The 14041-nt window shown below is 52.2% G+C and carries 9 protein-coding genes, 5 tRNA genes, 3 rRNA genes and 1 other RNA gene; 16 read left to right on the top strand and 2 right to left on the bottom strand.

Translation table 11 applies throughout. The annotated features are described in order from the left end of the window. Window positions 1–92 precede the first annotated feature (92 nt). The 6 genes from CRO23_RS22585 to birA all read left to right on the top strand — a co-directional run bounded on the left by CRO23_RS22585 (window position 93) and on the right by birA (window position 7534). A 16S ribosomal RNA gene (locus CRO23_RS22585) occupies window positions 93–1634 on the top strand. Between the two features lie 88 nt (window positions 1635–1722). Next, window positions 1723–1798: transfer RNA gene (locus CRO23_RS22580), tRNA-Glu, on the top strand. 239 nt (window positions 1799–2037) lie between these two features. Beyond that, window positions 2038–4944 (top strand): 23S ribosomal RNA (locus CRO23_RS22575). Between the two features lie 99 nt (window positions 4945–5043). After that, a 5S ribosomal RNA gene (rrf, locus tag CRO23_RS22570) occupies window positions 5044–5159 on the top strand. The 16S, 23S and 5S rRNA genes sit together here with 1 tRNA gene alongside, the layout of an rRNA operon. 378 nt (window positions 5160–5537) lie before the next feature. Beyond that, on the top strand, window positions 5538–6575 hold the full coding sequence (gene murB, locus CRO23_RS22565; RefSeq protein ID WP_016929435.1) for a UDP-N-acetylmuramate dehydrogenase: 1038 nt from the start codon (window positions 5538–5540) through the stop codon (window positions 6573–6575). Next, window positions 6572–7534, top strand: coding sequence for a bifunctional biotin--[acetyl-CoA-carboxylase] ligase/biotin operon repressor BirA (gene birA / locus CRO23_RS22560; RefSeq protein WP_004929427.1), 963 nt, complete (start codon window positions 6572–6574; stop codon window positions 7532–7534). Before murB ends, birA begins: the two co-directional genes overlap by 4 nt. Before the next feature lie 48 nt (window positions 7535–7582). On the opposite strand, the gene coaA is transcribed toward birA, so the two are convergent. Beyond that, window positions 7583–8533, bottom strand: a complete 951-nt coding sequence (gene coaA / locus CRO23_RS22555; RefSeq protein ID WP_025304936.1) for a type I pantothenate kinase — start codon at window positions 8531–8533, stop codon at window positions 7583–7585. Between the two features lie 219 nt (window positions 8534–8752). Continuing rightward, the gene (locus CRO23_RS22550; protein WP_016929433.1) at window positions 8753–9301 is read right to left on the bottom strand and encodes a GNAT family N-acetyltransferase; all 549 of its coding nucleotides are present in this window, start codon (window positions 9299–9301) and stop codon (window positions 8753–8755) included. 396 nt (window positions 9302–9697) lie between these two features. Between CRO23_RS22550 and CRO23_RS22545 the strand changes: the two genes are divergently transcribed. From CRO23_RS22545 to rplA, 10 genes are all read left to right on the top strand, one after another. Beyond that, a tRNA-Thr gene (locus CRO23_RS22545) sits at window positions 9698–9773 on the top strand. Window positions 9774–9798: 25 nt separating this feature from the next. Further along, window positions 9799–9883 (top strand) — tRNA-Tyr (locus CRO23_RS22540). Window positions 9884–9929: 46 nt separating this feature from the next. Further along, window positions 9930–10045, top strand: a non-coding RNA gene (locus CRO23_RS22535) — RtT sRNA. A 36-nt stretch (window positions 10046–10081) separates the two neighbouring features. Next, window positions 10082–10156: transfer RNA gene (locus CRO23_RS22530), tRNA-Gly, on the top strand. 6 nt (window positions 10157–10162) lie between these two features. Beyond that, window positions 10163–10238: transfer RNA gene (locus CRO23_RS22525), tRNA-Thr, on the top strand. Window positions 10239–10347: 109 nt separating this feature from the next. Then, entirely contained in the window at window positions 10348–11532 is a 1185-nt protein-coding gene (tuf, locus tag CRO23_RS22520; protein ID WP_015376315.1) for an elongation factor Tu, read from the top strand. Between the two features lie 260 nt (window positions 11533–11792). Beyond that, on the top strand, window positions 11793–12176 hold the full coding sequence (secE, locus tag CRO23_RS22515; RefSeq protein WP_004929916.1) for a preprotein translocase subunit SecE: 384 nt from the start codon (window positions 11793–11795) through the stop codon (window positions 12174–12176). A 1-nt stretch (window position 12177) separates the two neighbouring features. Continuing rightward, window positions 12178–12723 carry a transcription termination/antitermination protein NusG gene (gene nusG, locus CRO23_RS22510; RefSeq protein ID WP_004929914.1) on the top strand — a complete coding sequence of 182 codons (546 nt, stop codon included), beginning with the start codon at window positions 12178–12180 and terminating at the stop codon, window positions 12721–12723. Between the two features lie 165 nt (window positions 12724–12888). Beyond that, window positions 12889–13317 carry a 50S ribosomal protein L11 gene (gene rplK, locus CRO23_RS22505; RefSeq protein ID WP_004929911.1) on the top strand — a complete coding sequence of 143 codons (429 nt, stop codon included), beginning with the start codon at window positions 12889–12891 and terminating at the stop codon, window positions 13315–13317. Between the two features lie 3 nt (window positions 13318–13320). After that, complete coding sequence (rplA, locus tag CRO23_RS22500; protein ID WP_004929908.1) at window positions 13321–14025, top strand: 50S ribosomal protein L1; 705 nt, start codon at window positions 13321–13323, stop codon at window positions 14023–14025. The last annotated feature ends 16 nt before the right edge of the window (window positions 14026–14041 follow it).

Raw genomic sequence — 14041 nt, 5'->3', positions numbered from 1 at the left:
AAATATCAAGTCTTGAAGAGTGACTAACTGAAGTAAAATTCATGCAGTAAATCTTTGAGCATCGCTTCTCGAGTGGAAGCAAATCAAGCTTTTAATTGAAGAGTTTGATCATGGCTCAGATTGAACGCTGGCGGCAGGCTTAACACATGCAAGTCGAGCGGTAGCACAGGGGAGCTTGCTCCCTGGGTGACGAGCGGCGGACGGGTGAGTAATGTCTGGGAAACTGCCTGATGGAGGGGGATAACTACTGGAAACGGTAGCTAATACCGCATAACGTCGCAAGACCAAAGAGGGGGACCTTCGGGCCTCTTGCCATCAGATGTGCCCAGATGGGATTAGCTAGTAGGTGGGGTAATGGCTCACCTAGGCGACGATCCCTAGCTGGTCTGAGAGGATGACCAGCCACACTGGAACTGAGACACGGTCCAGACTCCTACGGGAGGCAGCAGTGGGGAATATTGCACAATGGGCGCAAGCCTGATGCAGCCATGCCGCGTGTGTGAAGAAGGCCTTCGGGTTGTAAAGCACTTTCAGCGAGGAGGAAGGTGGTGAACTTAATACGTTCATCAATTGACGTTACTCGCAGAAGAAGCACCGGCTAACTCCGTGCCAGCAGCCGCGGTAATACGGAGGGTGCAAGCGTTAATCGGAATTACTGGGCGTAAAGCGCACGCAGGCGGTTTGTTAAGTCAGATGTGAAATCCCCGGGCTCAACCTGGGAACTGCATTTGAAACTGGCAAGCTAGAGTCTCGTAGAGGGGGGTAGAATTCCAGGTGTAGCGGTGAAATGCGTAGAGATCTGGAGGAATACCGGTGGCGAAGGCGGCCCCCTGGACGAAGACTGACGCTCAGGTGCGAAAGCGTGGGGAGCAAACAGGATTAGATACCCTGGTAGTCCACGCTGTAAACGATGTCGATTTGGAGGTTGTGCCCTTGAGGCGTGGCTTCCGGAGCTAACGCGTTAAATCGACCGCCTGGGGAGTACGGCCGCAAGGTTAAAACTCAAATGAATTGACGGGGGCCCGCACAAGCGGTGGAGCATGTGGTTTAATTCGATGCAACGCGAAGAACCTTACCTACTCTTGACATCCAGAGAACTTAGCAGAGATGCTTTGGTGCCTTCGGGAACTCTGAGACAGGTGCTGCATGGCTGTCGTCAGCTCGTGTTGTGAAATGTTGGGTTAAGTCCCGCAACGAGCGCAACCCTTATCCTTTGTTGCCAGCGGTTCGGCCGGGAACTCAAAGGAGACTGCCAGTGATAAACTGGAGGAAGGTGGGGATGACGTCAAGTCATCATGGCCCTTACGAGTAGGGCTACACACGTGCTACAATGGCATATACAAAGAGAAGCGACCTCGCGAGAGCAAGCGGACCTCATAAAGTATGTCGTAGTCCGGATTGGAGTCTGCAACTCGACTCCATGAAGTCGGAATCGCTAGTAATCGTAGATCAGAATGCTACGGTGAATACGTTCCCGGGCCTTGTACACACCGCCCGTCACACCATGGGAGTGGGTTGCAAAAGAAGTAGGTAGCTTAACCTTCGGGAGGGCGCTTACCACTTTGTGATTCATGACTGGGGTGAAGTCGTAACAAGGTAACCGTAGGGGAACCTGCGGTTGGATCACCTCCTTACCTAAAGATATTAGTTCGCGTGGCGTGCTCACACAGATTGTCTGATGAAAAAGTAACGAGCAAAAGCGTCATAAAAGTACGGTGTCGTGTCCCCTTCGTCTAGAGGCCTAGGACACCGCCCTTTCACGGCGGTAACAGGGGTTCGAATCCCCTAGGGGACGCCAAGCTTCCGACCCACCCGGTGAAAGCGGCGGTCTCAAGTATCTGACGATACACCATATCTTAAAGATGACTTCCGAGTCATGTTTAAGATATTGCTCTTTAACAATCTGGAACAAGCTGAAAATTGAAACATGACGGCTGAAATTTATCCCTCCGTAGATGTACTGGGATGAAGAGTAACCTGTCATAGAGTCTCTCAAATGTTTGCAGCACGAACGATGGAAACATCTTCGGGTTGTGAGGTTAAGTGACTAAGCGTACACGGTGGATGCCTAGGCAGTCAGAGGCGATGAAGGGCGTGCTAATCTGCGAAAAGCGTCGGTAAGGTGATATGAACCGTTATAACCGGCGATACCCGAATGGGGAAACCCAGTGTGTTTCGACACACTATCATGTCATGAATACATAGTGGCATGAGGCGAACCGGGGGAACTGAAACATCTAAGTACCCCGAGGAAAAGAAATCAACCGAGATTCCCCCAGTAGCGGCGAGCGAACGGGGAGGAGCCCAGAACCTGAATCGGCTTGTGTGTTAGTGGAAGCGTCTGGAAAGTCGCGCAGCAAAGGGTGATAGCCCCGTACACTAAAATGCACAGGTCGTGAGTTCGATGAGTAGGGCGGGACACGTGACATCCTGTCTGAATATGGGGGGACCATCCTCCAAGGCTAAATACTCCTGACTGACCGATAGTGAACCAGTACCGTGAGGGAAAGGCGAAAAGAACCCCGGCGAGGGGAGTGAAATAGAACCTGAAACCGTGTACGTACAAGCAGTGGGAGCACCTTCGTGGTGTGACTGCGTACCTTTTGTATAATGGGTCAGCGACTTATATTTTGTAGCAAGGTTAACCGTATAGGGGAGCCGTAGGGAAACCGAGTCTTAACTGGGCGATTAGTTGCAAGGTATAGACCCGAAACCCGGTGATCTAGCCATGGGCAGGTTGAAGGTTGGGTAACACTAACTGGAGGACCGAACCGACTAATGTTGAAAAATTAGCGGATGACTTGTGGCTGGGGGTGAAAGGCCAATCAAACCGGGAGATAGCTGGTTCTCCCCGAAAGCTATTTAGGTAGCGCCTCGTGAACTCATCTTCGGGGGTAGAGCACTGTTTCGGCTAGGGGGCCATCCCGGCTTACCAAACCGATGCAAACTCCGAATACCGAAGAATGTTATCACGGGAGACACACGGCGGGTGCTAACGTCCGTCGTGAAGAGGGAAACAACCCAGACCGCCAGCTAAGGTCCCAAAGTCATGGTTAAGTGGGAAACGATGTGGGAAGGCATAGACAGCCAGGATGTTGGCTTAGAAGCAGCCATCATTTAAAGAAAGCGTAATAGCTCACTGGTCGAGTCGGCCTGCGCGGAAGATGTAACGGGGCTAAACCATGCACCGAAGCTGCGGCAGCGACGCTTAGCGTTGTTGGGTAGGGGAGCGTTCTGTAAGCCGTTGAAGGTGGCCTGTGAGGGTTGCTGGAGGTATCAGAAGTGCGAATGCTGACATAAGTAACGATAAAGCGGGTGAAAAGCCCGCTCGCCGGAAGACCAAGGGTTCCTGTCCAACGTTAATCGGGGCAGGGTGAGTCGACCCCTAAGGCGAGGCTGAAAAGCGTAGTCGATGGGAAACAGGTTAATATTCCTGTACTTGGTGTTACTGCGAAGGGGGGACGGAGAAGGCTAGGCTAGCCGGGCGACGGTTGTCCCGGTTTAAGCGTGTAGGGGGTGTGACCTGGTAAATCCGGTTGCATACTAACCCTGAGGCGTGATGACGATGCACTACGGTGCAGAAGTAGTTGATGCCCTGCTTCCAGGAAAATCCTCTAAGCTCCAGGTAACATTAAATCGTACCCCAAACCGACACAGGTGGTCAGGTAGAGAATACCAAGGCGCTTGAGAGAACTCGGGTGAAGGAACTAGGCAAAATGGTGCCGTAACTTCGGGAGAAGGCACGCTGGCATGTAGGTGAAGTCCCTTGCGGATGGAGCTGAAGCCAGTCGAAGATACCAGCTGGCTGCAACTGTTTAATAAAAACACAGCACTGTGCAAACACGAAAGTGGACGTATACGGTGTGACGCCTGCCCGGTGCTGGAAGGTTAATTGATGGGGTCAGCCGCAAGGCGAAGCTCTTGATCGAAGCCCCAGTAAACGGCGGCCGTAACTATAACGGTCCTAAGGTAGCGAAATTCCTTGTCGGGTAAGTTCCGACCTGCACGAATGGCGTAATGATGGCCAGGCTGTCTCCACCCGAGACTCAGTGAAATTGAACTCGCTGTGAAGATGCAGTGTACCCGCGGCAAGACGGAAAGACCCCGTGAACCTTTACTATAGCTTGACACTGAACATTGAGCCTTGATGTGTAGGATAGGTGGGAGGCTTTGAAGCGTGGACGCCAGTCTGCGTGGAGCCATCCTTGAAATACCACCCTTTAATGTTTGATGTTCTAACTCGGCCCCATAATCTGGGGTGAGGACAGTGTCTGGTGGGTAGTTTGACTGGGGCGGTCTCCTCCCAAAGAGTAACGGAGGAGCACGAAGGTTAGCTAATCACGGTCGGACATCGTGAGGTTAGTGCAAAGGCATAAGCTAGCTTGACTGCGAGAGTGACGGCTCGAGCAGGTACGAAAGTAGGTCTTAGTGATCCGGTGGTTCTGAATGGAAGGGCCATCGCTCAACGGATAAAAGGTACTCCGGGGATAACAGGCTGATACCGCCCAAGAGTTCATATCGACGGCGGTGTTTGGCACCTCGATGTCGGCTCATCACATCCTGGGGCTGAAGTAGGTCCCAAGGGTATGGCTGTTCGCCATTTAAAGTGGTACGCGAGCTGGGTTTAGAACGTCGTGAGACAGTTCGGTCCCTATCTGCCGTGGGCGTTGGAAGATTGAGAGGGGTTGCTCCTAGTACGAGAGGACCGGAGTGAACGCACCACTGGTGTTCGGGTTGTCATGCCAATGGCATTGCCCGGTAGCTAAGTGCGGAAAAGATAAGCGCTGAAAGCATCTAAGCGCGAAACTTGCCTCAAGATGAGTCTTCCCTGGGCCTTTAAGGCCCCTGAAGGAACGTTTAAGACTAAGACGTTGATAGGCTGGGTGTGTAAGTGCAGCGATGCATTGAGCTAACCAGTACTAATGATCCGTGAGGCTTAACCTTACAACACCGAAGGTGTTTTTAGAGAGATTTTCAGCGAAGTTCCGAGATTGGTTCTGATGGATTCATGGAAGTGAAGCGGTTGGAATGAAACAGAATTTGCCTGGCGGCAATAGCGCGGTGGTCCCACCTGACCCCATGCCGAACTCAGAAGTGAAACGCCGTAGCGCCGATGGTAGTGTGGGGTCTCCCCATGCGAGAGTAGGACACTGCCAGGCATCAAATTAAGCCGAAAGCCCTGAACTGACGTTCAGGGCTTTTTGCTATGCGTAAAATAAATATCCTGACAGTATCTATTACTTTGAAAAATGCCTTTTTGGGCATGTGTAACTTATTCTTATAATGAAGAATAATGTTTCTTTGCTAGAGAAATAGCCAGCTAAATATATAATTGATAGTTCCAGATTATTATTTAAATAATAAAAATAGCTATCTATGAACAGACTGATGAGAATTATCCGGTTATATCAAAGATAAATCTTAATTCTTCAGTGTATTAGTCGATAAGTTTCACGTTAATTAAAACAAATATTAGCCAGACGCCTCGAATCGAGTAGACTAGGCGAAAGATTATTTCCGTATGGGTACTGAACGTTATGTCTACTGAAAGCGCGTCTTTAAAAAACCACAATACGTTTGCGCTCCCGGTCAACGCAGCGCACCTGATCATGGCCGATAGAATTGAGCTGATGCTCAAGGTGTGGCAACAAACGCGCAAGCGTCAGGAGCCGTTGCTGATTCTCGGTGAAGGTAGCAACGTGCTGTTCCTGGAGGATTTTTCTGGCACAGTAATGGTCAATCAGTTGAAGGGTATTGATGTTCGGGAAGATAACGATGCCTGGTATCTCCACGTCAGCTCCGGTGAAAATTGGCATGACCTGGTGCAATATACGCTGCAGGCTGGGATCTGCGGCCTGGAAAACCTGGCGTTGATTCCTGGATTGGCCGGTTCCGCCCCTATCCAGAACATCGGCGCCTACGGCGTCGAATTGAAAGACGTCTGCGAGTATGTCGATCTGCTGGACTTCTCTACCGGCGCTATCGATCGTATTCCGGCTGCCGAGTGTGGTTTTGGCTACCGGGAAAGTATTTTCAAACACCGTTTCCAGACCGGGCATGTCATTGTCGGGTTAGGTCTGCGTCTCAACAAACAGTGGCAACCCAAATTGAGCTACGGCGATCTGGCCAAGCTGGATCCTGCCACGGTGACGCCACTTCAGGTATTTGAATCCGTATGCGCCATGCGCCGCAGCAAGCTGCCCGATCCGCGTGAAACCGGCAATGCCGGCAGCTTCTTCAAGAATCCGCTGGTGAACGCAGAGAAAGCCGCAGAACTCATCGCTAAATATCCCGGCATGCCGCATTATCCACAGCAGGATGGCCAGGTGAAGCTGGCCGCCGGATGGCTTATCGATCAATGCGAACTGAAAGGATATCGTATCGGTGGCGCCGCGGTACACCGCCAGCAAGCGCTGGTGCTGGTGAACATCGACAACGCCCACAGTCAGGATGTGGTGGCATTGGCGCGCCACGTGCGCAAGTCGGTGGCCGATAAATTCGGCGTGTGGCTGGAACCTGAGGTGCGTTTTATTGGCGCGACCGGTGAACTGAATGCCGTGGCGGTGCTGTCATGAAAGATACCAAGGTTCCGTTAAAACTGATCGCGCTGCTGGCTGACGGCGAATTCCATTCCGGTGAACACCTCGGTGAGTCACTGGGCATGAGTCGCGCGGCGATCAATAAGCATATTCAGACCATTCGCGAATGGGGACTGGATGTCTTTACCGTGCCCGGAAAAGGCTATAGCCTGCCTGGCGCCATCCAGCTGTTGGAAGCCAAGCGAATCCTCAGCCTGCTGGAAGACAAGCGTGTAAGCGTGTTGCCGGTGGTCGATTCCACCAACCAATACTTGCTGGACCGCATCGACGAATTGCACTCTGGTGATGCCTGCGTCGCTGAATACCAACAGGCAGGACGAGGGCGCCGCGGGCGGCAGTGGATCTCGCCATTCGGCGCTAATTTATATCTGTCGATGTTCTGGCGACTGGAGCAGGGGCCGGCAGCGGCGATGGGGCTTAGCCTGGTGATCGGGATGGTGATGGCGGAGGTCTTGCAGCGTCTCGGTGCGGCTGATGTACGCGTGAAGTGGCCTAACGATCTTTATCTGAACGATCGTAAATTGGCGGGGATCCTGGTCGAATTGACGGGAAAAACTGGCGATGCGGCTCAACTGGTCATCGGCGCCGGCATCAACCTGGCGATGCGTGATACCAATGCCAGCGCCATTACTCAGGGATGGATTAACCTACAGGAAGCGGGAATTCAGATCGATCGCAATGAACTGGCTGCAACTCTGCTTAATGAACTGCGTCAGTCATTGAAACAGTTTGAGATAGACGGACTGGCGCCCTTTATCGGTCGCTGGCGTACCTTGGATAACTTTATCGACAGACCGGTCAAACTGCTGATTGGCGAGCGACAGATTGTGGGTATCGCCCGGGGTATCGATTCGCAGGGCGCACTGTTGCTGGAACAGGACGGGGAAATCAAACCTTTTATCGGCGGAGAGATATCGCTGCGCAGCGCGGAATAGTGAGAAAAGACAAGGGGACGGCAGCGTCCCCTTGATCTTTCGGTAGGCTTATTTTCTTAAACGCACGCTTTCAACGGCATGGTTAGCGCTTTTGGTCATAATCAGGCTCGCGCGTTCGCGCGTAGGCAGTATGTTCTGCTGCAAATTCAATCCATTGATTTCATTCCATAATTGCGTGGCGATATTAATCGCCTCCGGTTCCGGCAATTTTGAATAATTATGGAAATAAGAATCGGGATTGGAAAATGCGCCCTGACGGAATTTCAGAAAACGATTGATATACCAGCTTTGCAATAGCGTCTCCGGCGCATCGACATATATAGAGAAGTCGACAAAGTCGGAAACGAATACGCGATGCGGATCGTGAGGATAATCCATACCGCTTTGCAATACGTTAAGCCCTTCCAGGATCAGAATATCCGGTTGCTCGATGACTTTATTACCTTCGGGCACGACGTCATAGATCAAATGGGAATAAACCGGGGCGGTGACGCGTTTGGCGCCGGATTTCACTTCCGACACGAATTTCACCAGGCTATGCATATCGTAAGACTGCGGGAAGCCTTTTTTCTTCATCAGGCCGCGTTCGTTCAGCACCTTATTAGGGTGCAAGAAGCCGTCGGTCGTGATCAACTCAACGCTGCGGTGTTCTGGCCAACGGCTCAACAACGCCTGCAACAGACGTGCGGTTGTGCTCTTACCTACGGCTACGCTGCCGGCGATGCCGATGACATAGGGAATCTTTTGCCCGTCGGTGCCGAGGAATTGCTCGAGCACCGCCTGTCGGCGCAGGTTGGAACTGATATAGAAGTTCAACAGTCGTGACAGCGGCAGATAAATCTGCGCAACTTCTTCCAACGAGAGATCTTCGTTAATCCCTTTCAGTTTAACGATCTCTTCTTCCGACAACGTCAGCGGCACCGAATCTCGCAACGCAGCCCATTGGGTACGATCGAACTGTAGGTAAGGCGTTGCTAAAGATTGATCTCTTTTTATCATAAGCCAAATTCTGCCTGTTAACGCAGGTTGGGAAAGGCGCCGGACGCCAACTCCAGAGAATAAACAAGCTGCATATTATAGACAGCTTCGTTTTTGGCGTAGACTTTTTTCGCAAAAGTTGTCGATAGGCAGCAGTTTATGTCAATTGTGCGAAGCTGCGCGCAGTTGATAAAGCGGGGTTGCAAGGCGGTATCATCAGAGCCGGATACCGCCTGAAGACTAGCTGGCGATAGCGCGCGAAGGTTGATTTACGGTGAACAGACGTTTGTAATAAATGACGGTCGGATGGTAATGCCCATCGGGGCCCGCTGCATAATCCGGCAGCTCGCCCAAACAGCGATAACCCAAGCTGCGATAAAGCGCTTCTGCCGCCGAACCGGCCTGCGTATCCAGATACAATAGCCCGCGTTGCTGCTGCAGTGCCGCGTACTCCAGCGTTTTCATCAGAGTCTGACCTACGCCGTTGCGGCGAGCGCGGCTATGCACCAACAGCTTCACCACCTCCGCACGATTACGGCCGTTCGGCTTCTGGCAAAGCTCGAGTTGCACGGTGCCAACGACGCCGCGATCGTCACGGGCAATCCATAGCAGCAGTTCACCTTTGGCCAAGGCCGGTCGCAGACTGTGGAAGTAGCTCTCGGCGTCTTCGTGAGGAATTAAGGTGTCGTAACCGACAGAAGCGCCGTGCGTGACGGCATCGGTCAACAGGCGGGCCAACTCATCGCGGTAAATCGGCAACGTAGCGGCGTTGATAGGCACTATTTTCATCGGTCATTCCTCCTGGGATGGGGGTAATGAAGAGAAGCAATAACTGAGCCACAACGGCGAAAGGCATAGCGACGGCAAAAGGGCGAGGGATCAGTGTAGCCCACGCCGCAGTCCGGGGCAGGGATCCCCTTTTTGGTGCATCGATCCCGCTCACAGTTTACCATCGCGGGTTAAGTGTTTTGAGAAGCCCGACACGGAGAAAGCGGTGCTCAAGGCTTGCAAAAAGTGGATAAAATTGTAGAGAATGATTGCCGCGAGTGATGAATGTTTGCACGCCGCAGGCTGCAAATTGCATGACAGTATGCAAAATTGACTGATTTATGAGCGAAAGTGCGCGTAAAGCAATTTTTTTGTTGCATAGGTCGCCCGCTCTACCTAGAATGCGCTGCACTTGATGCCGGCTTAGCTCAGTAGGTAGAGCAACTGACTTGTAATCAGTAGGTCACCAGTTCGATTCCGGTAGCCGGCACCATTCAAGTCACAAGTAGTTAAAATCTGGTGGGGTTCCCGAGCGGCCAAAGGGAGCAGACTGTAAATCTGCCGTCACAGACTTCGAAGGTTCGAATCCTTCCCCCACCACCAAATCTTGCCTTCGGCGATTAACTGAGATGCGATGAATACCGCAGCGGTTGATGGCGGGAGGAGAGGGCGAAAGCCTTCGGCAAGGTTCGAGCTGTGCAGCGCAAGGCGCAGCCGGCCCGAAGGATGCGAGCCGAGTGATGAACAATCCTGCTCCATCCCAAAATTCTACAGAAAAATCAGGTAGCCGAGTTCCAGGATGCGGGCATCGTATAATGGCTATTACCTCAGCCTTCCAAGCTGATGATGTGGGTTCGATTCCCACTGCCCGCTCCAAGATGTGCTGATATAGCTCAGTTGGTAGAGCGCACCCTTGGTAAGGGTGAGGTCGGCAGTTCGAATCTGCCTATCAGCACCACTTCTTAATTTCTCGCCCCCTGATTTTCTTTCTGTTCTGGATTCAACGAGCAAATGCTTGGTTGATGTGGTGATACCACCGATTTATCCGTGTCTTAGAGGGACAATCGATGTCTAAAGAAAAGTTTGAACGTACAAAACCGCACGTTAACGTCGGTACTATCGGCCACGTTGACCACGGTAAAACTACCCTGACTGCAGCGATCACTACCGTACTGGCTAAAACCTACGGCGGTTCTGCACGTGCTTTCGACCAGATCGATAACGCGCCAGAAGAAAAAGCTCGTGGTATCACCATCAACACCTCTCACGTTGAGTATGACACCCCGACTCGTCACTACGCGCACGTTGACTGCCCAGGGCACGCCGACTACGTGAAAAACATGATCACCGGTGCTGCTCAGATGGACGGCGCGATCCTGGTAGTAGCTGCGACTGACGGCCCAATGCCTCAGACTCGTGAGCACATCCTGCTGGGTCGTCAGGTTGGCGTTCCTTTCATCATCGTATTCATGAACAAATGCGACATGGTAGATGATGAAGAGCTGCTGGAACTGGTAGAAATGGAAGTTCGCGAACTGCTGTCCGCTTACGACTTCCCAGGCGACGACCTGCCGGTAATCCGCGGTTCCGCGCTGAAAGCGCTGGAAGGCGAAGCTGAGTGGGAAGCGAAAATCATCGAACTGGCCGAAGCCCTGGACAGCTACATCCCAGAGCCAGAGCGTGCTATCGACAAGCCGTTCCTGCTGCCAATCGAAGACGTATTCTCCATCTCCGGTCGTGGTACCGTTGTTACCGGTCGTGTTGAGCGCGGTATCATCAAAGTTGGCGAAGAAGTTGAAATCGTTGGTATCAAAGACACCGTTAAGTCTACCTGTACTGGCGTTGAAATGTTCCGCAAACTGCTGGACGAAGGCCGTGCTGGTGAGAACGTAGGTGTTCTGCTGCGTGGTATCAAACGTGAAGAAATCGAACGTGGTCAGGTACTGGCTAAGCCAGGCTCCATCAAGCCACACACCCAGTTCGAATCTGAAGTGTACATCCTGAGCAAAGATGAAGGTGGTCGTCACACGCCATTCTTCAAAGGCTACCGTCCACAGTTCTACTTCCGTACCACTGACGTGACCGGTACCATCGAACTGCCAGAAGGCGTAGAGATGGTAATGCCAGGCGACAACGTGAACATGGTTGTAACCCTGATTCACCCAATCGCGATGGACGACGGTCTGCGTTTCGCAATCCGTGAAGGCGGCCGTACTGTAGGCGCTGGTGTTGTTGCTAAAGTTATCGCTTAATCGCTGATAAAGTTTGACGCGACACGCGGTAAAAGGGCATCATTTGATGCCCTTTTTCTACGCTGTGAACTAGAACCTATCTCATCAGCGATTTTGCAGTCATAATCATTGGTGAGATGGGCTCTTAAACCGTATTGACTGAAATACGTCATGGCGTAAAACACCGGGATATCGCTAATGCGCTATCCGATCGGTTTGGTTTGCCTCGCAATGCGAGGCAAAGTTGTTTGTTATGAATCATCATTGTGACAGGTTGGTTTATGAGTGCGAATACCGAGGCTCAAGGGAGCGGACGCGGCCTGGAAGCGGCAAAGTGGCTGATCGTCGCCGTTCTGTTGGTTGTGGCTATTGTCGGTAACTATTACTACCGTGATTTAAGCCTGCCATTGCGCGCGCTGGCAGTTGTGCTGATCATCGCCGTTGCAGGTGCAGTGGCTCTGATGACTACCAAAGGCAAAGCCACCGTTGCGTTTGCCCGTGAAGCGCGTACCGAAGTACGTAAAGTGATTTGGCCAACTCGTCAGGAAACGCTGCACACCACGTTGATCGTCGCCGCGGTAACCGCCGTGATGTCACTGATTCTGTGGGGGCTGGATGGTATTCTGGTCCGTCTGGTGTCGTTTATTACTGGCCTGAGGTTCTAAAATGTCTGAAGCTCCAAAAAAACGTTGGTACGTCGTTCAGGCGTTTTCCGGTTTTGAAGGTCGCGTAGCACAATCGCTGCGTGAACACATCAAACTGCACGATATGGAAGAGCTGTTCGGCGAAGTGATGGTGCCTACGGAAGAAGTGGTTGAAATCCGTGGCGGCCAGCGTCGCAAGAGCGAGCGTAAGTTCTTCCCTGGCTATGTGCTGGTGCAGATGGTGATGAATGACGCCAGCTGGCACCTGGTGCGCAGCGTACCGCGCGTCATGGGATTCATCGGCGGTACGTCTGACCGTCCAGCGCCGATCAGCGATAAAGAAGTTGATGCGATCATGAACCGTCTGCAACAGGTCGGTGACAAGCCGCGTCCGAAAACGCTGTTCGAGCCGGGCGAGCTGGTGCGCGTCAACGACGGCCCGTTTGCCGATTTCAATGGCGTGGTCGAAGAAGTCGATTACGAGAAGAGCCGCCTGAAAGTTTCCGTTTCCATCTTCGGTCGTGCAACGCCGGTGGAACTGGACTTCAGCCAGGTTGAAAAAGGCTGATCGAATAATCAGCAGTAAGCGGCCTGTTGCCGCTTGTCAAAGGCGTGAAATTGAACTACAATTTCGCGCCTTTTGTTTTTAGATGCCTTGCCTGATGTTTGTCCGGCGAGGTTAAACACGGGGAGCCTCTCACGAGGCGATACTACCCAAACCGAGGAAATTTAAATGGCTAAGAAAGTACAAGCCTACGTCAAGCTGCAAGTTGCAGCTGGTATGGCTAACCCGAGCCCACCAGTGGGTCCAGCTCTGGGTCAGCAGGGCGTTAACATCATGGAATTCTGTAAGGCGTTCAATGCTAAGACTGACAGCATTGAAAAAGGTCTGCCGATTCCGGTTGTTATCACCGTTTATTCTGATCGCTCCTTCACTTTCGTTACCAAAACCCCGCCAGCAGCAGTTCTGCTGAAAAAAGCGGCTGGTATCAAGTCTGGTTCCGGTAAGCCGAACAAAGACAAAGTAGGTAAAGTGACCCGTGCTCAGGTACGTGAAATCGCAGAAACCAAAGCTGCGGACATGACTGGTTCTGACGTTGAAGCGATGACTCGCTCCATCGAAGGTACCGCTCGTTCCATGGGCCTGGTAGTGGAGGATTAAGAGATGGCTAAGCTGACCAAGCGCATGCGCGTGATCCGTGACAAAGTTGATGCTACTAAACAGTATGACATCACTGAAGCTGTTGCTCTGCTGAAAGAGCTGGCCACCGCTAAATTCGTAGAAAGCGTTGACGTTGCCGTTAACCTCGGCATCGACGCTCGTAAATCTGACCAAAACGTTCGTGGTGCTACCGTTCTGCCACACGGCACCGGTCGTTCCGTTCGCGTTGCCGTATTTACCCAAGGCGCTAACGCTGAAGCTGCGAAAGCTGCAGGCGCAGAGCTGGTAGGTATGGACGATCTGGCTGAGCAGATCAAGAAAGGCGAAATGAACTTCGACGTTGTTATTGCTTCCCCGGATGCAATGCGCGTTGTTGGTCAACTGGGCCAGATCCTGGGTCCACGTGGCCTGATGCCAAACCCGAAAGTGGGTACCGTTACTCCGAACGTTGCTGAAGCAGTGAAAAACGCTAAAGCAGGTCAGGTTCGCTATCGTAACGACAAAAACGGCATCATCCATACCACTATCGGTAAGGTTGATTTCGACGCAGACAAACTGAAAGAAAACCTGGAAGCCCTGCTGGTTGCGCTGAAAAAAGCAAAACCTTCTCAGGCGAAAGGCATGTACATCAAGAAAGTTAGCCTCTCCACCACCATGGGTGCTGGCGTTGCTATCGATCAGAGCGGTCTGTCTGCCGCAGCGAACTAATCGCACTTGCGATTAT

Source organism: Serratia sp. JKS296, from assembly GCF_900215445.1.
GTDB lineage: Bacteria > Pseudomonadota > Gammaproteobacteria > Enterobacterales > Enterobacteriaceae > Serratia > Serratia marcescens.
This window is presented reverse-complemented; position numbering and strand designations above follow the sequence as displayed.

Excerpts from the sequence above, each read along its gene's own strand:
- rplA (WP_004929908.1), top strand. The coding sequence starts at position 13,321 with ATGGCTAAGCTGACCAAGCGCATGCGCGTGATCCGTGACAAAGTTGAT.
- tuf (WP_015376315.1), top strand. The coding sequence starts at position 10,348 with ATGTCTAAAGAAAAGTTTGAACGTACAAAACCGCACGTTAACGTCGGT.
- secE (WP_004929916.1), top strand. The coding sequence starts at position 11,793 with ATGAGTGCGAATACCGAGGCTCAAGGGAGCGGACGCGGCCTGGAAGCG.
- murB (WP_016929435.1), top strand. The coding sequence starts at position 5,538 with ATGTCTACTGAAAGCGCGTCTTTAAAAAACCACAATACGTTTGCGCTC.
- CRO23_RS22550 (WP_016929433.1), bottom strand. The coding sequence starts at position 9,301 with ATGAAAATAGTGCCTATCAACGCCGCTACGTTGCCGATTTACCGCGAT.
- coaA (WP_025304936.1), bottom strand. The coding sequence starts at position 8,533 with ATGATAAAAAGAGATCAATCTTTAGCAACGCCTTACCTACAGTTCGAT.
- nusG (WP_004929914.1), top strand. The coding sequence starts at position 12,178 with ATGTCTGAAGCTCCAAAAAAACGTTGGTACGTCGTTCAGGCGTTTTCC.
- rplK (WP_004929911.1), top strand. The coding sequence starts at position 12,889 with ATGGCTAAGAAAGTACAAGCCTACGTCAAGCTGCAAGTTGCAGCTGGT.
- birA (WP_004929427.1), top strand. The coding sequence starts at position 6,572 with ATGAAAGATACCAAGGTTCCGTTAAAACTGATCGCGCTGCTGGCTGAC.